The organism is Stenotrophomonas sp. I18B00994 (genome assembly GCF_014145825.1).
GTDB classification, from domain to species: Bacteria; Pseudomonadota; Gammaproteobacteria; order Xanthomonadales; family Xanthomonadaceae; genus Stenotrophomonas; species Stenotrophomonas maltophilia.
Genome location: NZ_JACIUW010000006.1, coordinates 1 through 21,699, shown reverse-complemented (window position 1 = coordinate 21,699; position 21,699 = coordinate 1). Strand labels below are relative to the sequence as shown.

18 protein-coding genes and 1 riboswitch are annotated in these 21,699 nt (G+C 66.8%); of the genes, 11 read left to right on the top strand and 7 right to left on the bottom strand.

Features of this window, described 5'->3' with window-relative positions; translation table 11 throughout:
- Positions 1-20: 20 nt before the first annotated feature.
- The 3 genes from ftsA to lpxC all read left to right on the top strand — a co-directional run bounded on the left by ftsA (position 21) and on the right by lpxC (position 3,765).
- Positions 21-1,256 (top strand): cell division protein FtsA, encoded by a 1,236-nt coding sequence (gene ftsA, locus H4O10_RS08130; RefSeq protein WP_180845729.1) that lies wholly within the window; start codon positions 21-23, stop codon positions 1,254-1,256.
- Between the two features lie 169 nt (positions 1,257-1,425).
- Positions 1,426-2,661 (top strand): cell division protein FtsZ, encoded by a 1,236-nt coding sequence (ftsZ, locus tag H4O10_RS08125; RefSeq protein WP_005408084.1) that lies wholly within the window; start codon positions 1,426-1,428, stop codon positions 2,659-2,661.
- 192 nt (positions 2,662-2,853) lie between these two features.
- A complete protein-coding gene (gene lpxC, locus H4O10_RS08120; RefSeq protein ID WP_005408085.1) occupies positions 2,854-3,765 on the top strand; it encodes a UDP-3-O-acyl-N-acetylglucosamine deacetylase in 912 nt (303 codons plus the stop codon).
- 281 nt (positions 3,766-4,046) lie between these two features.
- On the opposite strand, the gene H4O10_RS08115 is transcribed toward lpxC, so the two are convergent.
- Positions 4,047-4,496 carry a DUF721 domain-containing protein gene (locus H4O10_RS08115; RefSeq protein ID WP_005408086.1) on the bottom strand — a complete coding sequence of 150 codons (450 nt, stop codon included), beginning with the start codon at positions 4,494-4,496 and terminating at the stop codon, positions 4,047-4,049.
- A gap of 12 nt (positions 4,497-4,508) precedes the next feature.
- On the opposite strand from H4O10_RS08115, the gene H4O10_RS08110 reads away from it, so the two are divergent.
- From H4O10_RS08110 to H4O10_RS08100, 3 genes are all read left to right on the top strand, one after another.
- Positions 4,509-5,465, top strand: a complete 957-nt coding sequence (locus tag H4O10_RS08110) for a M23 family metallopeptidase (protein WP_033834438.1) — start codon at positions 4,509-4,511, stop codon at positions 5,463-5,465.
- A gap of 278 nt (positions 5,466-5,743) precedes the next feature.
- Positions 5,744-8,476 carry a preprotein translocase subunit SecA gene (gene secA / locus H4O10_RS08105; RefSeq protein WP_049454865.1) on the top strand — a complete coding sequence of 911 codons (2,733 nt, stop codon included), beginning with the start codon at positions 5,744-5,746 and terminating at the stop codon, positions 8,474-8,476.
- A 102-nt stretch (positions 8,477-8,578) separates the two neighbouring features.
- The gene (locus H4O10_RS08100; RefSeq protein WP_033834440.1) at positions 8,579-9,535 is read left to right on the top strand and encodes a Nudix family hydrolase; all 957 of its coding nucleotides are present in this window, start codon (positions 8,579-8,581) and stop codon (positions 9,533-9,535) included.
- A 51-nt stretch (positions 9,536-9,586) separates the two neighbouring features.
- Here the strand turns inward: H4O10_RS08100 and H4O10_RS08095 are convergent, their stop codons facing one another.
- Together H4O10_RS08095 and metF are read right to left on the bottom strand one after the other, a co-directional pair.
- A complete protein-coding gene (locus H4O10_RS08095) occupies positions 9,587-10,171 on the bottom strand; it encodes a DUF4124 domain-containing protein (protein ID WP_033834441.1) in 585 nt (194 codons plus the stop codon).
- Between the two features lie 40 nt (positions 10,172-10,211).
- Positions 10,212-11,039, bottom strand: a complete 828-nt coding sequence (gene metF / locus H4O10_RS08090; protein ID WP_180845727.1) for a methylenetetrahydrofolate reductase [NAD(P)H] — start codon at positions 11,037-11,039, stop codon at positions 10,212-10,214.
- 203 nt (positions 11,040-11,242) lie between these two features.
- Here metF and H4O10_RS08085 point away from each other — a divergent pair, with 203 nt between their 5' ends.
- From H4O10_RS08085 to H4O10_RS08075, 3 genes are read left to right on the top strand one after another with little or no spacing between them, the layout of a single operon-like run.
- On the top strand, positions 11,243-12,169 hold the full coding sequence (locus H4O10_RS08085; protein WP_033834443.1) for an alpha/beta hydrolase: 927 nt from the start codon (positions 11,243-11,245) through the stop codon (positions 12,167-12,169).
- 24 nt (positions 12,170-12,193) lie between these two features.
- Positions 12,194-13,240 carry a histidine kinase gene (locus H4O10_RS08080; RefSeq protein ID WP_049454880.1) on the top strand — a complete coding sequence of 349 codons (1,047 nt, stop codon included), beginning with the start codon at positions 12,194-12,196 and terminating at the stop codon, positions 13,238-13,240.
- Entirely contained in the window at positions 13,237-13,968 is a 732-nt protein-coding gene (locus H4O10_RS08075; protein ID WP_033834444.1) for a LytTR family DNA-binding domain-containing protein, read from the top strand. Before H4O10_RS08080 ends, H4O10_RS08075 begins: the two co-directional genes overlap by 4 nt.
- 6 nt (positions 13,969-13,974) lie before the next feature.
- Here H4O10_RS08075 and H4O10_RS08070 read toward each other — a convergent pair whose 3' ends face one another.
- Entirely contained in the window at positions 13,975-15,492 is a 1,518-nt protein-coding gene (locus H4O10_RS08070) for an amidohydrolase family protein (RefSeq protein ID WP_049454862.1), read from the bottom strand.
- A gap of 137 nt (positions 15,493-15,629) precedes the next feature.
- Here H4O10_RS08070 and H4O10_RS08065 point away from each other — a divergent pair, with 137 nt between their 5' ends.
- A complete protein-coding gene (locus H4O10_RS08065) occupies positions 15,630-16,187 on the top strand; it encodes a DUF3228 family protein (RefSeq protein ID WP_033834446.1) in 558 nt (185 codons plus the stop codon).
- A 75-nt stretch (positions 16,188-16,262) separates the two neighbouring features.
- Here the strand turns inward: H4O10_RS08065 and H4O10_RS08060 are convergent, their stop codons facing one another.
- From H4O10_RS08060 to ahcY, 3 genes are all read right to left on the bottom strand, one after another.
- The gene (locus tag H4O10_RS08060; RefSeq protein ID WP_033834447.1) at positions 16,263-16,748 is read right to left on the bottom strand and encodes a hypothetical protein; all 486 of its coding nucleotides are present in this window, start codon (positions 16,746-16,748) and stop codon (positions 16,263-16,265) included.
- Positions 16,748-17,221 carry a Cys-tRNA(Pro) deacylase gene (gene ybaK / locus H4O10_RS08055; protein WP_033834448.1) on the bottom strand — a complete coding sequence of 158 codons (474 nt, stop codon included), beginning with the start codon at positions 17,219-17,221 and terminating at the stop codon, positions 16,748-16,750. The genes H4O10_RS08060 and ybaK overlap by 1 nt, the downstream gene beginning before the upstream one ends.
- A gap of 201 nt (positions 17,222-17,422) precedes the next feature.
- Positions 17,423-18,868: an adenosylhomocysteinase gene (gene ahcY, locus H4O10_RS08050; protein ID WP_004154241.1), complete on the bottom strand. Its 1,446-nt coding sequence runs from the start codon at positions 18,866-18,868 to the stop codon at positions 17,423-17,425.
- 36 nt (positions 18,869-18,904) lie between these two features.
- A riboswitch (S-adenosyl-L-homocysteine riboswitch) is annotated at positions 18,905-18,988 on the bottom strand.
- A 120-nt stretch (positions 18,989-19,108) separates the two neighbouring features.
- Here ahcY and H4O10_RS08045 point away from each other — a divergent pair.
- Entirely contained in the window at positions 19,109-21,625 is a 2,517-nt protein-coding gene (locus H4O10_RS08045; protein ID WP_180845726.1) for a prolyl oligopeptidase family serine peptidase, read from the top strand.
- The last annotated feature ends 74 nt before the right edge of the window (positions 21,626-21,699 follow it).

Here is a 21,699-nt window from a genome sequence, read left to right as displayed (position 1 = left end):
AGAAGCACGCAGGAAAGGACATGAATCGCAAGGGTGACAAATCGCTGATCGTTGGCCTGGACATCGGCACCTCCAAGGTGGTGGCGCTGGTGGGCGAGTATTCGCCGGGCAACCCGATCGAAGTGATCGGCATCGGCTCGCACGAGTCGCGCGGTTTGAAGCGCGGCGTGGTGGTGGACATCGAATCGACCGTGCAGTCGATCCAGCGCGCGGTGGAAGAAGCCGAGCTGATGGCCGGCTGCGAGATCCGCTCGGTGTACGCCTCGATCTCCGGCAACCACGTGCAGTGCAAGAACTCGCCGGGCATCGTGCCGATCCGCGACGGGGAAGTGACCTGGGGCGACCTGGATCGCGTGCTCGATGCGGCCAAGGCGGTGGCCATTCCGGCCGACCAGAAGATCCTGCACGCGATCCCGCGCGAGTACGTGCTGGACGATTCGCAGGAAGGCATCCGCAACCCGGTCGGCATGACCGGCGTGCGCCTGGAGGTGCATGGGCACCTGGTGGTGTGCGCGCAGTCGGCCGCGGCCAACATCAGCAAGTGCGTGCAGCGCTGCGGCCTTCAGGTGGATGACCTGGTGCTGTCCTCGCTGGCCTCCAGCGTTGCGGTGCTGACCGCCGACGAACGCGAGCTGGGCGTGGTGCTGGTCGACATGGGCGCCGGCACCACCGACATCGCGGTGTTCGTGCAGGGCGCGATCTGCCACACAGCTTCGCTGCCGATCGCCGGCGACCACGTCACCAATGACATCGCGCACATGCTGCGCACGCCCACCCCGGAAGCCGAGCAGATCAAGGTGCGCTACGCCTGCGCCCTGGCCCAGCTGGCCACCGCCGAGGAAAGCATCCAGGTGCCGTCGGTGGGCGACCGTCCGCCGCGCCGCATGCCGCGCCATTCGCTGGCGCAGGCGGTGCAGGGCCGTTACGAGGAAATCTTCGAGATGGTGCAGGCCGAACTGCGCCGCTCCGGCTTCGAGGAACTGGTGCGCGCCGGCATGGTGCTGACCGGTGGTGCCTCGAAGATGGAAGGCGTGGTCGAGCTGGCCGAGGAAATGCTGCAGATGCCGGTGCGCGTGGGCATCCCGCAGCACGTCACCGGCCTGGGCGAAGTGGTGGGCAACCCGGTGCATGCCACCGGCGTGGGCCTGTTGCTGATGGGCAGCCAGATCGAGCACCCGCGGCGGCCGTCGCTGCCGACCGGGCGTGCAGGAAGCATGTTCAAGAAACTCAAGACCTGGTTCCGCGGCGAGTTCTGACGCGGAACCCGTAACACCGGGGTCACCCCGGCGCAGCACCTGCAGTACCCGCATCACAACGCAGCAACGCAATACACAACCCACACAGCCGCAACGGCAACATGACACGCGAAGGCAGGAGGCCCGACCGTCCATGCCACCGACAAGCGGATACAACGAGGACACGGACATGGCGCATTTTGAACTGATCGAAAAGATGGCACCCAATGCGGTGATCAAGGTGGTTGGCGTGGGCGGCGGCGGCGGCAATGCCGTGGCGCACATGGTCAACTCGGCGGTGGACGGCGTGGAATTCATCACTGCCAACACCGACTCCCAGGCCATCAAGAATTGCGGTGCCAAGCTGCAGCTGCAGCTGGGTACCAACGTGACCAAGGGCCTGGGCGCAGGCGCGAACCCGGAAGTCGGCCGCCAGGCCGCGCTGGAAGACCGTGAGCGCATCATGGACGCCCTGCAGGGCGCGGACATGGTGTTCATCACCGCCGGCATGGGCGGCGGCACCGGCACCGGCGCTGCACCGGTGGTGGCGCAGCTGGCCAAGGAGATGGGCATCCTGACCGTGGCCGTGGTCACCAAGCCGTTCCCGTTCGAAGGCCGTCGCCGCATGCAGGTGGCGCTGAAGGGCATCGAGGAACTGAGCCAGCACTGCGACTCGCTGATCACCATCCCGAACGAGAAGCTGATCACCGTGCTGGGCCGCAACGCGACCATGATCCAGGCATTCCGCGCCGCCAACGACGTGCTGCAGGGCGCCGTGCAGGGCATCGCCGACCTGATCGTGCGTCCGGGCCTGATCAACGTCGACTTCGCCGACGTGCGCACCGTCATGTCCGAAATGGGCCTGGCGATGATGGGTACCGGCACCGCCCGTGGCGATGACCGCGCCCAGGCCGCTGCCGAATCGGCCATCCAGAACCCGCTGCTGGACGACGTGAACCTGGCCGGTGCCAACGGCATCCTGGTCAACATCACCGCCGGTGCGGACTTCACCATGGCCGAGTTCGACGAGATCGGCCGCACCATCGACGGCTTCGCTTCGGAAGACGCCACCGTGGTGGTCGGCACCGTGCTCGACCCGGACATGCAGGACGAAGTGCGCGTGACCGTGGTTGCCACCGGCCTGAACCGCGTGTCGGCCAGCAAGGCCCAGCGTCCGGGCGAGCGCGCGCCGATCAAGCTGGTCCGCAACGCCACCACCGGCCAGCCGGAGTTTGGCGACTTCGACAACGGCGGCGACGCCGTGTCCAAGGCCGTCGGCGGCATGGGCCTGGGCCTGCGTCGCGCCAGCAGCGATACCGCGGCGGCTTCGGCCCCGTCGGCGCCGTCCTCTTCGGCCCCGGCCGCGGCAGAACTGCCGAACGACTACCTGGACATCCCGGCGTTCCTGCGCCGCCAGGCGGACTGAGCGGGCCGGCCCGGGGTTGTCCTCCCCGGGTTGCGCCACCATGTCCTGAAAACGCGGGCGCCGGGCCAGGATGGGCCCGGCCGCCCTGCTTCATGTGCGTCCCATTGGCGCGCCGGTGTGTCCTGCCTGCCTTTCAGCCGGGGTAGGGGACCGTGCGTGTTAATCTAATGTGTCACTTCCGGTCCATCCCCCATGATCCAGCAACGCACCCTCAAGAACACGATCCGCGCCACCGGCGTTGGCCTGCACAGCGGCGACAAGGTCTACATGACCCTGCGCCCGGCACCGGTCAACCATGGCATCGTGTTCCGCCGCGTGGACCTGGACCCGGTGGTGGAAGTGCCGGCCAAGGCCGAGCTGGTCACCGAAGTGACCCTGTGCACCGGCCTGACCTGCAACGACGCCAAGATCCAGACCGTCGAACACCTGATGTCGGCGCTGGCCGGCTTGGGCGTGGACAACATCATTGTCGAACTGTCCTCGGCCGAGCTGCCGATCATGGACGGTTCGGCCGGCCCGTTCGTGTTCCTGCTGCAGTCGGCGGGCATCGTGGAACAGGATGCGCCCAAGCGCTTCATCCGCGTGCTGAAGACCGTGGAAGTGACCGAAGGCGACAAGGTGGCCCGCTTCAGCCCGTACGAGGGCTACAAGCTGGGCTTCACCATCCAGTTCGACCACCCGATGATTCCGGCCAAGCAGTCGCGCCAGGAAATCGAGTTCTCGACGCTGGCCTACACCAAGGAAATCTCCCGCGCGCGCACCTTCGGCTTCATGCGCGACCTGGAATACATGCGCGAGCGCAATCTGGGCCTTGGCGGTTCGATGGACAACGCCATCGTGCTGGACGAGTTCCGCGTGCTCAACGAAGACGGCCTGCGCTACGCCGACGAATTCGTGCGCCACAAGATCCTCGATGCGATCGGCGACCTCTACCTGGCCGGTGGCCAGGTGCTGGGTGCCTACGAAGGCTTCAAGTCCGGTCACGCCCTCAACAACAAGCTGGTGCGGGCGCTGATGGCCGACGCCACTGCCTGGGAATGGGTCAGTTTCGACTCGCCGGCGACGCCGGATCCGGTCGAATATGCCACTCCGGCCTACGCCTGATTTATGTAGGTTGTTGAATTAAAAGGCAAAAACGCCGCCTTTCAGGGCGGCGTTGTCGTTTCAGGCGTGGTCGGCGCATTCAGCATGCTTGACACGCGTCAAGGCTGGTTCGAGGTCACGGTTTTGTGAACCTGTTGGATCGGAAGCCTGATTTAACGCAGTTTTAACAACAATCTAACGACAGGCCCCCGGATGGCAGCTAGGATGCGATCCGGCCCCCGAAATGTTTCACGCCGTGGTGACACGCGCGACGGGGAGCGGAGCCGGATGCTCCGTTGTCGTCAGGACCGCTTCTTCGGCTTCGAAGGAACGTCCTGCAGGCAAGCCAAGGCGTCGCGTAGCCCTTTGTGCGTGGCGGCTGAAACTGCGTGGGGTCCATTCCGGTTGTCGAGCGCTGGGGAGCGCGTGGGAGTGGGAGACGCAGTCTTGATGGTCACCCTGGTGGCCTTCAGCCCGATGGAACGGGCCGCGTCGAGCAACTGGGCTTCGGCAAGCCGCAACTTGGCATGCCAGACCGGGGACTCGACGAGAAAAACGAGGTGTTCCCCGTCCACATTGGCCAGCCGGCAACGGCTGCGCAGAGGTGGCGGCAACTGGGGGCGCAACTGACGGTCCAGCGCGTCGAGCCACAAGGCACGCCGCAGCGGGTTCCCGCTTTTGTCCGCCATCACCGCATCCAGCGCCGGCTTCGGCACTGACGCGGGGCGAACGCTGGATTTCGGCTCAGACATGAAAACTCACTGATGGCATTCAAAAAGATCGTAATCAAAACGCGTGAAGGACAGGCCAAGTCGTCGCCGATCGCGCGTTTGCGGTTCTATTTCGAGGACCGCCCCCGCGCCCTGCTGGGCAGCGTGCTCGGGGTAGGCTGCATTATCGGCCTTGCTGGCGGCATTGGCGCCAGCGCGCTGAATGATTCCCGGCTGCAGGCCAAGGTCGAGCGCCAGGATGCGGAACTGGCCAAGGTCAAGCGCGATGCGCAGACCCAGGTCAACGCGCTGGCGGCACGCCTCGGCGAGCTGCAGGCGCAGGCTACCCGCCTGAACGCCCTTGGCGAACGGCTGACCCAGATGGGCAAGCTGGAAGATGGCGAATTCGACTTCAACGAGACCCCTGGCCTCGGTGATGGCGATGCCGGCGGCCCGACCAGCGACATCCCGGTCAAGGACGTCAACGCCGACTTACAGGTGCTGGAGCAGCGTTTCGCTGCTTCAGGCCGCCAGTTGTCGGTGATGGAATCGCTGATGTTCGACCACCAGCTGCAGCAGAACGCCGTGCCGTCGCGCATGCCGATCCGCAACAGCTACGTGACCTCCGGCTTCGGCACCCGTGCCGACCCGTTCGGCCGCGGTGCCGCGACCCACAAGGGCATGGACTTCCACGCCAAGGTCGGCGACCCGGTGATGGCCGTGGCCGAAGGCGTGGTCAGCTTCGCCGGCGTGAAGGGCGGTTACGGCAACGTGGTCGACGTCGACCACGGTAATGGCTACGTCACCCGCTACGCGCACAATTCGCGCCTGGTGGTGAAGGCCGGTGACCTGGTCCGTGCCGGGCAGGAAGTGGCCAAGGCCGGTTCCACCGGTCGTTCGACCGGCGCCCACGTGCACTTCGAGGTGTGGGAGAACGGCAACGTGGTCAACCCGCGCAAGTTCCTCGGCGACGGCGGCAACACGCCGGTCGGCCGCGTCAGCCGCGGCTGATGCCCGGGGCGGATCCCTTCCGCGCCGCGGGAGGGCTCTGACCCGATGCGGTTGATCTGGTAGTGCCGGCCGCTGGCCGGCAACCTCATGATCTTCGGCAGCATCGCGGATCACCGGGCAGCGGCCGGCACTACCCCTCGGGGTTGAAACCTCAGCCGCCCGTCCCAAGCTACAATGAGTGTTGCCATCGACAGGGCGCCAGGCGCCCTGTTTCGTTTGCGGCGGACGGATCCCAAGGGGGAGGCCGGGCGTCGTGTCCATCCAACCCGGTTCCTTCAATGATCAACAGCCTGCTTACCCGCGTATTTGGCAGTCGTAACGAACGACAGCTGCGCCAGCTCAACCGCATCGTCGCCAAGATCAATGCGCTGGAGCCGGAGATCGAGAAGCTTTCCGACGAGCAGCTTCAGGCCAAGACGCCGGAGTTCAAGCAGCGCATCGCTGACGGTGAAGCCCTGGACAAGGTGCTGCCGGAAGCCTTCGCGGTCTGCCGCGAAGCCGGCCGCCGCGTGCTGGGCATGCGCCACTACGACGTGCAGCTGATCGGCGGCATGGTGCTTCACCTGGGCAAGATCGCAGAAATGCGCACCGGTGAAGGCAAGACCCTGGTGGCGACCCTGCCGGTGTATCTCAACGCGCTGGAAGGCAAGGGCGTGCACGTGGTCACCGTGAACGACTACCTGGCCCGCCGCGACGCCGCGCAGATGGGCAAGCTGTACAACTGGCTGGGCCTGAGCGTGGGCGTGGTCTACCCGGGCATGCCGCACAGCGACAAGCGCGAAGCCTATGCTGCGGACATCACCTACGGCACCAACAACGAATTCGGCTTCGACTACCTGCGCGACAACATGGCGCTGTCCAAGGCCGACCGCTACCAGCGCGGCCTGCACTACGCCATCGTCGACGAAGTCGACTCCATCCTGATCGACGAGGCGCGTACCCCGCTGATCATCTCCGGCCCGGCCGACGATTCCCCGGAGCTGTACATCCGTGTCAACCGCGTCGTGCCGCACCTGATCAAGCAGGAAGCGGAAGACGGCGAGGGCGACTTCTGGGTCGACGAGAAGGGCAAGCAGGTGCACCTGTCCGAAGCGGGCATGGAGCACGCCGAGCAGCTGCTGGTTGAAGCCGGCATCCTCAACGGCGAAACCGAAGGCCTGTACGCGGCGCAGAACCTGACCGTGGTCCACCATCTCAACGCCGCCCTGCGCGCGCACGCGATCTACCAGCGTGACGTTGACTACATCGTGCGCGACGGCGAAGTGGTCATCGTCGACGAGTTCACCGGCCGTACCCTGGCCGGCCGCCGCTGGTCCGATGGCCTGCACCAGGCGGTGGAAGCGAAGGAAGGCGTGCCGGTACAGCGCGAGAACCAGACGCTGGCGAGCATCACCTTCCAGAACCTGTTCCGCATGTACAAGAAGCTGTCCGGCATGACCGGCACGGCCGATACCGAAGCCTTCGAGTTCCAGAGCATCTACGGCCTGGAAGTGGTGGTGATCCCGACCAACCGCCCGACCATCCGCAAGGACAGCCCGGACCAGGTGTTCCTCAACCGCAAGGGCAAGTTCAATGCGGTGCTGGCCGACATCGAAGAGTGCGCCAAGCGCGGCCAGCCGGTGCTGGTCGGTACCACCTCGATTGAAACTTCGGAAATGCTGTCCGAGCACCTGAGCAAGGCCGGTGTGAAGCACGAAGTGCTCAATGCCAAGCAGCACGACCGCGAAGCGACCATCGTCGCCAACGCCGGCCGTCCGGGCGCGGTGACCATCGCCACCAACATGGCCGGCCGTGGTACCGACATCGTGCTGGGCGGTTCGTTGGAAGCAGAGCTCCACGCGCTGGGCGAGGACGCGACCGACGAGCAGAAGGCCGCGGTCAAGGCCGACTGGCAGAAGCGCCACGAGGCAGTGAAGGCGGCGGGCGGCCTGCACATCGTCGGCACCGAGCGCCATGAGTCGCGCCGTATCGACAACCAGTTGCGTGGCCGTTCGGGCCGCCAGGGTGACCCGGGTTCGTCCCGCTTCTACCTGTCGCTGGAAGACAACCTGATGCGCATCTTCGCCTCCGACTGGGTGCAGAAGGCCATGCGCATGATGGGCATGAAGGAAGACGACGTCATCGAAGACCGCCTGGTCAGCCGCCAGATCGAGAAGGCGCAGCGCAAGGTCGAGGCCCACAACTTCGACATCCGCAAGAACCTGCTGGACTTCGACGACGTCAACAACGACCAGCGCAAGGTGATCTACGCCCAGCGCGACGAACTGCTGGACGCCGAGTCGGTGAAGGATAACGTCGACGGCATCCGCGACGATGTGATCTTCGACGTGGTGGCCCGCTTCGTGCCGCCGAACTCGATCGACGAGCAGTGGGACCTGCGTGGCCTGGAAGCGACCCTGGAGTCGGACTTCGGCCTGCAGATGTCGCTGACTGACCTGGTCAAGGAGCACGAGGAGCTGGATGCCGAGGCGATTGCCGCCAAGGTGCAGGAACGCGTCAACCAGCACTTCGCCGAGAAGGAAGCCGGCGTGGGCGAAGAGACCATGCGCGCACTGGAGAAGCACGTGATGCTGACCGTGCTGGACCAGAGCTGGAAGGAGCACCTGGCGCGCATGGATTACCTGCGCCAGGGCATCTACCTGCGTGGTTACGCGCAGAAGCAGCCCAAGCAGGAATACAAGAAGGAAGCCTTCGAGCTGTTCTCGGACATGCTGGAGAACGTCAAGCGCGAAGTGGTGACCCTGCTGTCGCGCGTGCGTATCCGCAGCGACGAGGAAGTGCAGGCGCTGGAAGCGGCCGAACGCCAGCAGGCCGAAGCCCGCCTGAGCCAGTCGCAGTTCCAGCACCAGGACGTGGGCGGCTACAGCGCCGACGAGGAAGCCGCGCAGGTGCAGGCTGCCCAGCAGGGCGTGGCGCAGATGCAGCGCGACGAGCCGAAGATCGGCCGCAACGATCCGTGCCCGTGCGGCAGTGGCAAGAAGTACAAGCACTGCCACGGCCAGCTGAGCTGATGCCGAAGAGCCCCGCGAAAGCGGGGCTTTTCGTTTGTGGCAGGGGAGTCGCAGCGGATCCGTGATTGCGCCGGCCGCCCTGTTCTGGGCATGCTTCCCCCCATGCCTTCCCCCACCCGATCGATCCATGTCGTGGCCGCCGTCATCACCGACGCCCGTGGCCGCGTGCTGCTCAACCGCCGTACCGAGAACCGCGACATGGCCGGCCTGTGGGAGTTTCCCGGCGGCAAACGCGAATCCGGCGAGACCTCCGAACAGGCGCTGGTGCGCGAGCTGCGCGAGGAACTGGGCATCGAGGCCGATGTCGGCGAGTGGCTGATGGATGTGCCGCAGCGCTATCCGGACAAGCACCTGACCCTGGAGGTGCGCCACGTGCGCAGCTGGAAGGGGACACCGCGTGGGCGGGAGGGCCAGGCAATCACCTGGGTGGCGCCGGACAAGCTGGGCCGCTATTCGATGCCACCGGCCGATCTGCCGGTGGTGGCCGCGCTGCGCCAGCCCAACAGCTACCTGATCACCCCGGCGCCGGCCGATGATGAGGGCGGCGTGCAGCATTGGCATGAACAGCTGCAGCGCGTGGTGGCCGCGGGCCAGCAGCGCATCCAGCTGCGGTTGCCGACGGCGCATCCGCAGCGGCAGGCGATGGTCGAACAGGCCGTGCGCGCGCATCGTCGCAGCGGGGTGCAGTGGCTGCTCAATCGCGATATCGAACTGGCGCGTGCGTTGGGCGTGGGCGTACACCTGGGCAGCGAGCAGTTGCAGGAACTGTCGCAGCGTCCACTTCCCGAAGGCCAGCTGGTGGCCGCATCCTGCCACGACCTGCAGCAGCTGCAGGCCGCACAGCAGCTGGGCTGCGACTTCGCCGTGCTGGGCCCGGTGCAGGCCACGGCCAGCCATCCGGACGCGGTGCCGCTGGGCTGGGACGCGTTCGCCGAGCTGCGCGCGCAGGTGTCACTGCCGATCTATGCGCTGGGCGGCATGGGCCGCGGTCACGTCGCCGAAGCGCGTCGCCATGGCGGGCAGGGCATCGCCGCCATTCGCGGGCTGTGGCCAGAGTGAGCCGGCATGCGGGGTCAGATCCCTGCGCAGCAGGGCTCTGACCCCTCCCGATCACAGCGTGATCCAGAAACAACCATATTGCCGCCGCAACCCCAGCACCGTCGAAGCGCGCGCCACGCTGCCCGGCAACGTCTGCTCCAGGCGCAGGCCGACCGGATGGCGCACGGCCGGCGGCTCAGGGTCGGACCCCTGCGCAGCAGGGCTCTGACCTTCATCCTGCGATAGCGGCAGCGCCTGCGAGGGATACACCGGCACCACGTCCACCAACGGCCGCCGCGCCAACGATTCCAGTTGGCCGAGGATGCGCTGCGCGCCCGCGTCGGACACCGAGCCCCACAGGTACAGTGAAGACAGCCGATTGACGTCGTTGCTGAGGATGCCGTTGCGCAATGCGTCCACGAGCTCGCTCAGCCGGCGCGGGCAGCGTGCACCCAGCGTGTCGCGCGCTGCGGTATTGCCGGCCGGGGAGGGCGGCGGCAGCCGTGACCGTGCACCCACGCTGTCGCAGGGCCGGTCGGTATACACGCTCTGGCCCTGCGCATCGGTGCAGCGGTTCAGGCGCGTGGACTGTGCGTGGGCGACGCTCGACAGCACGCATAGCGGCAGCAGCAACAGCAGGAAGGAAAGCCGGATCATCCTCGCAGGGTAGCGCCGATCCGGTCCGCATGGCGTGCTTTCAGCCCTGCAGCAGCTTCAGCACCGACGTGGTCGGCTTGGCCAGGTTCAAGGTGTAGAAGTGCAGGCCGGGCGCGCCGCTTTCGATCAGGCGCTGGCACAGCCGGGCCACCACTTCCGTGCCGAATGCACGTACCGACTCGGCGTCATCGCCGTAGGCCTGCATCTTGCGGCCGATCCAGCGGGGTATTTCCGCGCCGCACTGCTCGGAGAAGCGGCGCAGCTGGCTGAAGTTGGCGATCGGCATGATGCCGGGCGTGATCGGCACCTGCACGCCGAGCCGGCGCACTTCATCGACGAAGTGGAAGTAGGCATCCGGGTTGAAGAAGTACTGGGTGATCGCCGCATCGGCACCGGCATCGATCTTGGCCTTGAAGTGCTTCAGGTCAGCCAGCGCATCGGTCGCCTGCGGATGCGTTTCCGGATACGCGCCCACTTCGATGTGGAACGCATCGCCGTGCTCGGTGCGGATGAAGTCGATCAGCTCGGCGGCGTAGCGCATGTCGCCGGGGAAGCCCATGCCCGAGGGAAGGTCACCGCGCAGCGCGACCAGACGACGGCAGCCGATGGCGCGGTACAGCTTGAGCAGTTCGCGGATCTCCTGGCGGGTGCCGCCCACGCACGACAGGTGCGGCGCGGCATCGAAGCCATGGTGCTGGTTGAGGTGGCGCACGGTCTCGGAGGTGTAGCTCAGGGTCGAGCCACCGGCGCCGAAGGTACACGACACGTATTCGGGGGCGTAGTCCTTCAGCTTGGCCGCGGCACGGTCCAGCTGGCTGCGCTGTTCGTCGGTCTTGGGCGGATAGAACTCGAAGCTGATGGCGGTCATGGCGCGGATGGCGGCGGTCGGTGTGAAGCATTATATCTCTTCATCAAGATGGATGCTTGAAGATTGCGTGAGAGCCCGCCGTCCCCGGCCCGCGACCGTTCGCCCCGCCGTGCGGCCGCTGCTCCGAAATCGCAACCGGGGTGCCTCCGCCAGGCCCACGCTGCTCCCATCCCGGCACCACCCACCCAATGAAGGAGCAGACGATGAAGATCTTCCTGGCACTCTGGTACGCAATGAAGGCCCTGGCCCGGCTGGCGATGATCGGCATGGCGATGGCCGTGCTCGGTTCCGGCTCGGCGCATGCGGCGGCCGCCACCGGCACCGGCAAGGTGCAGGTCGAGGTGGTCGGCAAGGGCCGTCCGCTGCTGATGATCCCCGGCCTGAACAGCAGCGCCGAGGTCTGGCGCGAGACCTGCCTGGCGCTGAAGGACGTGCAGTGCCATCTGGTGCAGCTGCCGGGCTTTGCCGGCGCTGCGCCAGCCGACCCGCGCCCGGCCGAATTCCTGCCGGCCATGCGCGGGCAGCTGCTTGCCTACCTGCATGACCAACAGCTGGGCCCGGTGGTGGTGATCGGCCACAGTCTTGGCGGCCTGCTGGGGCTGCAGGTGGCGCAGGCCGAGCCGAAGGCAGTCAGTGCGCTGGTGGTGGTCGACGCATTGCCGTTCCTGCCGGCGGCGCGTGACCCGAACGCCACCGCAGACAGCGTGCGGCCAATGGCTGACCAGCTGCGCAAGGGCATGCTCGCCGCCGATGCCGCGCAGTGGCAGGCGCAGCTGAAGGCCGCCCTGCCGGGCATGACCCGCGATCCGCAGCGGCAGGCCGAGCTGGGGCGCTGGGGCGAAGCCAGCGACCGCCAGACCACCGCTGACGCCATGCATGCGGTGATGGCCACCGACCTGCGTGACAGCATCGCCTCGATCACCGCACCGACGCTGGTGCTGGGCAGCTGGGCCGGCTACCAGCCGATGGGCGGCACCGAGGACAGCACGCGCGCGGTGTTCCAGGCGCAGTACGCGAAACTGCAGGGCGTGCAGATCGCGATGAGCGCGCAGGGTTTCCACTTCCTGATGTGGGATGATCCGCGCTGGCTGCGCGGTCAGGTGCAGGCCTTCCTCGACCACCACCACTGAGTTTCAACACGCCTCGGAATGGACATGCCGGATTCCTCCTCGACGGTACGCTTCTGGCTGCTCAATGCGCTGGTGTGGGCGCTCTATGGTGTTGCCGGAATCGGCCTGCGCCAGGCCTATTTCAGCGATGCCGGAAGCGCAGGCGTGTTGATCACGCTGGGACTGGCGTTGGCCCTGTTCGGGTGCAGCGGTGCCATCCGCGCGCTGGCGCTGCGTGCCGACTGGTGGGCGCGCGGCACGGCCGGGCTGTTGCTGCGGCTGGCGCTGTCGGTGGCATTGGGCGCGGCAGTGGCGCAGCTGCTGGTGAACATCGCGCTGTACTCAGCGCTGGCCTGGAACTGGGTGAGCCTGGGGCGGCAGACGGCCGACTTCAGCCCCAAGGCGCTGCTGCTCTACTGGTACACCACTGCGGTGATGCTGGCCCTGTGGGCAGCGCTCTGGGCAGGCCTGCACAGCCTGCGCCGGATACGCAGTGCGGAACTGGCGCGCCTGCGTGCCGAGGCCGAGCGCAGCGCGCTGGAGCGCGATGCACTGCGTGCACGGCTCAACCCGCATTTCATGTTCAATGCGCTGAACAACCTGCGCGCGCTGATCCTGGAAGACCCGGAGCGTGCGCGCGACATGGTCACCCGCCTGTCGCGCACGCTGCGCCAGGCGCTGGCACACAACCGCAGCGAGCAGGTCACCCTGGCCGAGGAACTGGTGGTCGTGGACGACTACCTGGCCATCGAGGCAGTCCACTTCGAACAGCGCCTGCAGGTAAGCCAGCACATTGATGCCGATGCCCTGCAGGCACAGCTGCCGGCGATGGCGCTGCAGCTGCTGGTGGAGAATGCGATCAAGCATGGCATCGCCAGCCGCCCGGGCGGCGGTGAGGTGCAGATCCGTGCCACGCTGGACAATGACGTGCTGCGCCTGCAGGTGGACAATCCGCTGGGCAGCGCCAACGAGCCCACCCATGGCCATGGCGTTGGCCTTGCCTACCTGCGTGCGCAGCTCGGCACGCAGGGTCGTTTCACCCTGCAGCCGGTCGGCGACCGCATGCAGGCCCTGCTGGAGATTCCGCAATGAGTGGCGTGCTGCGTGTGTTGATCGTTGATGATGCACGGCTGGCGCGCCAGGAGCTGCGCACGCTGTTGTCGGCGCTGCCGTGGGTGCAGTGCGTGGGCGAGGCCGACGATGTGCCCGCTGCACGCGAGGCGATCGCCACACTGGCCCCGGACCTGGTGCTGCTGGATGTGCAGATGCCCTCCGGCAGCGGCTTCGATGTGCTGGATGGGCTGGAGGCGGTGCCGGCGGTGGTCTTCGTTACTGCCTACGACACCTATGCGGTGCGCGCCTTCCAGGCCAATGCGCTGGACTATCTGGTGAAGCCGGTCGAGGCGCCGCGCTTGCTGGAAGCGTTGCAGCGGGCGCGCCGGCGCGAGGTGGTGGCGGGCGAAACGCCGGAGCCGCGCAGCACGCTGGGCGCGCAGGACCAGGTGTTCGTGCGCGAGGGCGAACGCTGCTGGTTCGTCGCGGTCTCGGAGATCCGTCGGCTGGTGGTGGATGGCAACTACACACGGCTATGGTTCCGCGACCAGAACGCCCTGCTGACCCGCAGCCTGAGCGCGCTGGAAGCACGCCTGCCGCCGGAGTTGTTCTTCCGCGCCAACCGCAACACGCTGGTCAACCTGCGCCGCATCCGAGGCGTGACGCCCAGCATTGCAGATGGCTACGATCTGGCGCTGGACGACGGCAGCGAGGTGGAGGTATCGCGGCGGCAGGCACGTGAACTGCGCGAGCGGATGGCGTTGTAGCTGCCGCTACAGCTCGGCACTGACCGGGCTGGTGATGAATCCCCACAGCAGGCGTGCCATCACTGCGGGCGAGCGTGCCTGCCTGCGTGCATAAGTCTGTAGCGCATCCAGCCGCGGGCGGTCATAGAGGTGGCCGGCCAGCAGCACGGCATGCACGCGGCGGGCATTGGCGATGTCGTGCAGCGGGTTGCCATCAAGCAGCACCAGGTCTGCGGCTTTGCCGACCTCGACGCTTCCATGCGATCCCTGCCGTTGCAGATGACGTGCGGCCTGCAGCGTAGCTGCGCGCAGCACGTCGGCCTGGCTCAGGCCGGCCTGTCGCAGCCACTGCAGTTCATCGTGGTAGCGGAAGCCGCCCAATCCGGTGTCGGTGCCGACCAGCACGGTGACGCCGGCACGATGGGCCGCACCGGTGAGAGCCAGGCCATGCTCGAAGTAGGTCTTCAGTGCGTCTTGGCCGCGTCGGCCGGGATAGCGCGCTGCGGTGGCCTGCAGGTCATCACGCCACGCCCAGCGTGAAAGCGGGTCCAGATAGGCCAGGCGCGGATCGTCGACGAAGGCGGGGTCGCTTGCGCGTGCATCTTCTTCGCGGGTGACATGGGTCGGTACGAACGCGGCACCGCTGGCCTGCATCAAAGCGAACGCCTTGTTGCAGAGCGTGGGCTGATAGCTGGCAACCATGCGTTCGGCCAGTACGATCGGGTCTTCGCCGTCGAGCGCGCCACCGCGCCATGCCGCCGCGTTGTCGAAGCAGTGGCGCACGAACAGATGGGCGTGCTCGAAGCTGCGCTGGCCCGCCTGCACCGCGTCGTCCAGAGGCACCGCCTTGGGCAGGTGGCCGACCAACGGACGGCGCAGCTGCTGCGCCTCGGTGGCCAGCCGCTGATAGGTGTCCGCACGCAGCCGGTTGTAGACCTTCAACGCGTCGACCCCGCGCGCGCTGTACGTCCGTGCACGCGCAGCGGCGGCCTCCGGCGTGAGTGACGGATCTTCGAAGTAGAAACTGGCGATCTGTACGAAGCGCGGTGCAACCTGCTGCCCGGCAATGGCCTGTGCGGTCCAGCGGCGCTTGTCGGCCACGCAGGCGATCAGCGGATCGGTGGTCTGCGGGCAGTCCATCATGTCGCGGGTGCCGGTGATGCCGTTGGCCAGCATCAGCGGGAACTGCAGCTGCGGCGACAATTGCAGTGCATGGGTGTGCATGTCCCAGAAACCGGGCAGCAGCCAGCGGCCGCCGGCGTCGAGCACGGGAAGCCGCGCGTCCTGCGGATCTTCCCCAATGGCAGTGATGGTGCCGTGGCGCACTGTCACGGTGGTGGGTTCGCTGACCTGGCCGCGCGCCACGTCCACCACCCGCGCGTTGACGATCACGCGGCTGTTGCCCGGCTCGGGCAACGGCGGAGCCGACAGCGGCCAGAGCAGAGCGGCGGCGAACAGCAATGGCGGCGCCAGCAGGAGGATGACCAGTACGATCGGCCACTGCCGACGGTGGGCGGAACGGGGCAATGCGCATGCTGCATCCATGAGCCGGCGATCCTTGTAGTGGGTCGCCCGCAGGGTGCTGCAAGCGGGACGCTGGCGCCAGTGACCATCGGCATCCGGCCCTGTCTGCCTCCGGGGCGGTTACCCTGTGCAGCAGAACTCCTGATCACACCCGCGCCATGTCCATCGTCCTCACCGATTTCGCCCGTCCCCGCCTGTTCCCGCGCGTGCCGCGTGGCAACACCATCCAGGACTGCACTGCCGAGCAGTTCGAGGCACATCTCAATGCGCATGCGCCACTGAAGGTACTCGACGGCTACGCCCCGTTCTGCAAGCTGTTCGTCTACGAGAACTGGACCAGCACGCGCTGCCTGACCGTACCGATCACCGAGGCCAACCGCCACCTGCTGCGCAGTGGTTACGAAGCGCGCAACCGTGAGGAACTACCGGTGCTGGTGCGCTGGTTCGAGGGCGTGGAATCACCGCGTGCGAACTACTTGGTGGTGATCCTGTACAGCGCCGGGCAGCTGGCCAGGGAAGGCTCGCCGATCGAGGCCGACTGGGGCATCGTCGGCTGCATCTACACCGCCGAACCGGAAGAGGTACCGATGGCACCGATCACGATGATGCGCAATGCGCTGGGCGTGGACGAGGGCGGATCCGGCGTGCCGCTGGACCGCGAAGCCTACCGGCGTTCCGTCGAGTTCTGGGAGAACAACGCGAACTGGCGGCCGTGAGCAACATTTGTCATCCACGCATCGCGTGAATGTGCGGACCACAGTAGAGCCACGCCATGCGTGGCCGCTTGGCCTTCAGGCAGCTTTCCATTCCCACCACGGGTAATGGTACTCGCGGTCGATGGCCTGCCAATGCTGGCCGCATTGCGTGCAGGCGACGGTGTGGCAGTCGCCCCAGCAGCCCTCAGCCTCTTCCACCGAGAGCAGCTGCATCTGTCCTTGTTCAATCAGGCGACGGGGATCGAAGAACGGGTAGCCGGGGTTGAGCGCGCACAGGCAACCCTCGCGTGCACGCCAGTAACGCAGCCGACGCAGGGCGGCCTTCAGATACGCCTGGTTGCTGATCAGCATGCCGCCAAGCGCGATGCCCTGGCAGCGTTGTTCGATCAGATCCACATGTGCGCTCAACGCGTCCAACGATGAGGCACTGAACAGTCGTGCGACAACGCGGGCGGCATCGGTGATGCGCGTTGCGTCGCGCGACAACAGGTCCTGCAGCAGCACATCGGCCTGTGCATCGTCGAGCCGGGGAATCGGCGCTGCAGACCACGGCCAGCGCATCAGCGTGACTTGCCGATGGCAGCGTAGTGGCCGGCGGTGAGGCGCAGCAGGTCGGTGGGTGCCAGTTCCACTTCCAGGCCACGGCGACCGGCGCTGACATGCAGCCTGGGCAGCGCTTCGGCACTGGCGTCCAAGAAGGTGCGCAGGCGCTTCTTCTGCCCGAGCGGGCTGATGCCACCCACCAGGTAACCGGTTGCGCGCTGCGCGGCGTCAGCAGCAGCCATCTCGCACTTCTTGCAGCCGGCGGCTTCGGCCAGTGCCTTCAGGTCCAGCTGGCCGGCCACCGGCACGATCGCCACCAGCAGTTCGTGTGCCTCGGTGCTGGCCAGCAGGGTCTTGAACACCTGGGCCGGATCGAGGCCGAGCTTGTCGACAGCTTCGCCGCCATAGGATTCGGCGTGGGCGTCATGCACGTAGCTGCGCACGGTGTGGGCGATCTTCTCGCGCTTGAGCAGGTTGATGGCCGGGGTCATGTAGGCATGGTAGCGCGCGCTGGGCGCGTTGCCTTGACCGAGCCTACTGCCGGAGAGCATCCACGCATGGCGTGGATCTACCGTGGGGACTGGATGCGGGGTGTACGGCCACACGCAAACGCAGAACGGACGCCCGAAGGCGCCCGTTCCGTGTGTTGCATGCACCGGTGGTGCCGGCCGCTGGCCGGCACCCCGCAGGCATCAGTAGCGGTAGTGGTCCGGCTTGAACGGGCCTTCCACCGGCACGCCGATGTAGTCGGCCTGTTCCTGGCTCAGGGTGGTCAGCTTCACGCCGATCTTTTCCAGGTGCAGGCGGGCCACTTCCTCGTCCAGCTTCTTCGGCAGCAGGTAGACCTTCTTCTCGTAGCTGTCCTTGTTCGCCCACAGGTCGATCTGTGCCAGGGTCTGGTTGGCGAAGCTGTTGGACATCACGAAGCTCGGGTGGCCGGTGGCGCAGCCCAGGTTCACCAGGCGGCCTTCGGCCAGCAGGAAGATCGCGTTGCCGTTCGGGAAGATGTACTTGTCCACCTGCGGCTTGATGTTGACGTGCTTGATGCCGGCGAACGACACCAGCGCATCGACCTGGATCTCGTTGTCGAAGTGGCCGATGTTGCAGACGATGGCCTGGTCCTTCATCGCGCTCAGGTGCTCGATGCGGATGATGTCCTTGTTGCCGGTGGTGGTGACGTACAGGTCGGCACGGCCCAGGGTCGATTCGATGGTGTTGACTTCATAGCCTTCCATCGCCGCCTGCAGGGCGCAGATCGGGTCGATCTCGGTGACGATCACGCGCGCGCCGTAGGCACGCAGCGAGGCCGCGCAGCCCTTGCCGACGTCGCCGTAACCGCAGACCACGGCCACCTTGCCGGCCAGCATCACGTCCATCGCGCGCTTCAGGCCGTCGGCCAGCGACTCGCGGCAGCCGTACAGGTTGTCGAACTTGCTCTTGGTGACCGAGTCGTTGACGTTGATCGCCGGGATCAGCAGGGTGCCGGCCTGGGCCAGCTGGTACAGGCGGTGCACGCCGGTGGTGGTCTCTTCGGAGACGCCCTTCCAGTCCTTGACCACGCGGCCCCAGTAACCCGGGCGTTCCTTGGCGACGCGCTTGAGCAGGTTCTTGATGACCTGTTCTTCGTGCGAGGACGAGGCGGTGTTGACCCAGTCACTGCCGTTTTCCAGCTCGTAGCCCTTGTGGATCAGCAGGGTCACGTCACCGCCGTCGTCCACCACCAGCTCCGGGCCGGTCAGGGTGCCATCGGCCAGGGTGAAGGTCAGCGCGTCCAGGGTGCAGTCCCAGTACTCTTCCAGGGTCTCGCCCTTCCAGGCAAACACCGGGGTGCCGGTGGCCGCAATGGCGGCAGCGGCGTGGTCCTGGGTCGAGAAGATGTTGCACGAGGCCCAGCGCACGTCGGCGCCGATGTCCTTCAGGGTCTCGATCAGCACCGCGGTCTGGATGGTCATGTGCAGCGAGCCGGTCACGCGCACGCCCTTCAGCGGCAGCTCGGCCTGGTACTTGCGGCGGATCGACATCAGGCCCGGCATTTCGTGCTCGGCGATGTCCAGTTCCTTGCGGCCCCAGTCGGCCAGCGTGATATCGCGGATCTTGTAGTCACCTTCGGTGGAGAAGGTCTTGGCAACAGCGTTCATTCGTGTGCTCCGGTTGTGGACGAGCGGATGCTCGCATCTAGCCGGGCGCCGTTGTTACAAAGCCACCTTACCGAGCCTGGCCGGGCCTCGTGGGATCCGGTCGCAGCGCCCCTCGGCAGGGGAGAACCCCCATTATATAGCGGCCCCGGCGTGACATCCGGATGACCCAACCATCGGCAGATGGGGCCGCGTGCATGGCCTGTTAAGGTCGGTTTTTTCACGCATCACACAGGTGGAACGATGAGCATGCACGCGCGCCGTACTCGGCGCTGGACCGGCCTGGTCCTGTCGATGGGACTGCTGGCGGCGGCCCCGCTGGCCTGGGCCGCAGCGCCGCAGCCGGTGGCCGCACAGGCCCAGGGCGTCAACGGCTACGAACTGCCGTCGGCCGCGCTGCAGGCGGTGGTGGACGCGCCGCGTGCACCCTCGTTGTACCTGTCGCCGCGCCGCGACGTGGCCGCGATGATGCAGATGCCGTCGCTGCCTTCGATCCAGGTGGTGGCGCAGCCGGAACTGAAGCTGGCCGGCCTGCGCATCAACCCGCGCACGTTCTCCGACAGCCGCTTCAGCTTCGGCGAGAAGCTGTGGCTGATGAACGTGGCCGACGGCAAGGAGCGGCAGATCAGCGGCCTGCCTGCCAAGCTGTCGATCGCCAGTGTGACGTGGTCGCCGGACCAGAAGTGGCTGGCCTTCAACCAGGTCGACGCCGGCAGTGGCGCCAATGAACTGTGGCTGGTGGACGTGGCCGGCGGCAGTGCCCGCCGCCTGGTTGCCGGCCTGAACACGGTGATCGGCAGCGGCTACCAGTGGCTGCCGGACAGCCGCGGCCTGGTGGTGTTCACCCGCCCGGCCAACCTCGGTGCGGCCCCGGCCGCCGACGGCATTCCGACCGGCCCGGCCGTGCAGCAGACCAGCCAGGGCGGCGGCGTGGTGTCGATCCGTACCTACCAGGACCTGCTGAAGAACGAGGCCGACGCGCGCCAGTTCGATTATTACGCGACCACCCAGCCGATGGAAGTCAGCCTGGATGGCAGTACCCGCGCGATCGGCGCGGCCGGCATCTTCATGGGCTTCTCGGTATCGCCCGATGGCCGCTTCGTGCTGCGCCAGCCGGTGCAGCGCCCGTATTCATACGTGGTGCCGGTGGACAGCTTCCCGCGCCGCATTGAAGTGATCGACCGTGCCAGCGGCAAGCTGGTGCACACGGTGGCCGTGCGTCCGCTGGTGGAAGGTCTGCCGACCGGCAACGACGCCGAAGTGACCGGCGTGCGCGACATCCGCTGGCGTGGTGATGCCGACGCTACCCTGGTCTGGGCCGAAGCGCAGGACGGCGGCGACCCGAACAGGGACGCCAAGGTGCGCGATGCGGTGCTGATGCAGGCCGCGCCGTTCGACAAACCGCCGGTCACCCTGGCCCAGCTTGGCAGCCGCCTGGCCGGCATCAGCTGGGGACGCGGTGACCTGGCCCTGCTGACCGAATCGTGGTGGAAGACCCGCAGGACCAAGACCTGGTTGATCGCCCCGGACAACGCCGGTGCCGAGCCGCGCCTGCTGTGGGACCGCGATGCGCAGGACCGCTATTCCGATCCGGGCCGACCGCTGTTGTCCAGCGACGACCGCGGGCGCTCGCTGCTGCAGACCAGCGCCGATGGCAACAGCCTGTATCTGGCCGGTGCCGGTGCATCGCCGGAAGGCGATCGTCCGTTCGTGGACCGCTTCGACATCGCCACGGGCAAGGCAACCCGCCTGTTCCACTCGCAGGCGCCGAGCTATTCGCTGCCGGTGGCATTGCTGGATAACCAGGGCAGCTCGCTGCTGCTGAGCCGCGAGAGCCCGGACGAGCCGGCCAACTTCTACGTGCAGTCGCTGGCCGATGCCGGTGCTGCGCCGCGTGCGCTGACCCACTTCGCCCATCCGCTGCCGCAGCTGAAGGGCGTGCAGAAGGAGCAGATCCGCTACAAACGCAAGGACGGCGTCGACCTGACCGCGACCCTGCTGCTGCCGCCGGGCTATGACCCGAAGCGCGACGGCCCGCGCCCGCTGCTGATGTGGGCCTACCCGGGTGAGTTCAAGAGCGCAGCCGCAGCCAGCCAGGTGACCGATTCGCCGTACCGCTTCAACGCGGTCAGCTACTGGGGCCCGCAGGCGTTCCTGGCCAAGGGCTACGTGGTGCTGGCCAGCCCGTCGATGCCGATCATCGGCAAGGGTGACAAGGAGCCGAACGACACCTACATCGAACAGCTGGTGGCCAACGCGCAGGCAGCGGTGGATGAAGTGGTGCGCCGTGGCGTGACCGATCGCGATCACATCGCCATTGGTGGCCATTCCTACGGTGCGTTCATGACCGCCAACCTGCTGGCGCATACGCGCCTGTTCAAGGCGGGTATCGCGCGCAGCGGCGCCTACAACCGCACACTCACGCCGTTCGGCTTCCAGGCCGAGGAGCGCAACTACTGGCAGGCGCAGGACGTCTACCAGAAGATGGCGCCGTTCAACTACGCCGACAGGATCAAGGACCCGATCCTCTTCATCCACGGCGTGGACGACAACAACTCCGGCACCTTCCCGATCCAGAGCGAGCGCATGTTTGCTGCGGTGAAGGGCCTGGGTGGCACCGCGCGGCTGGTGATGCTGCCGAACGAATCGCACGCCTACCGCGCACGCGAATCGATCATGACCATGCTGGCCGAGAGCGAGCGCTGGCTGGAGCAGACCATCGGCCCGGCCGAGCAGGGCAAGGCGAAGAAGAAGCGCTGACCGGGCCTGGTAGTGCCGGCCGCTGGCCGGCAACCTCATGGAGACATGCAACCTGAGGTTGCCGGCCAGCGGCC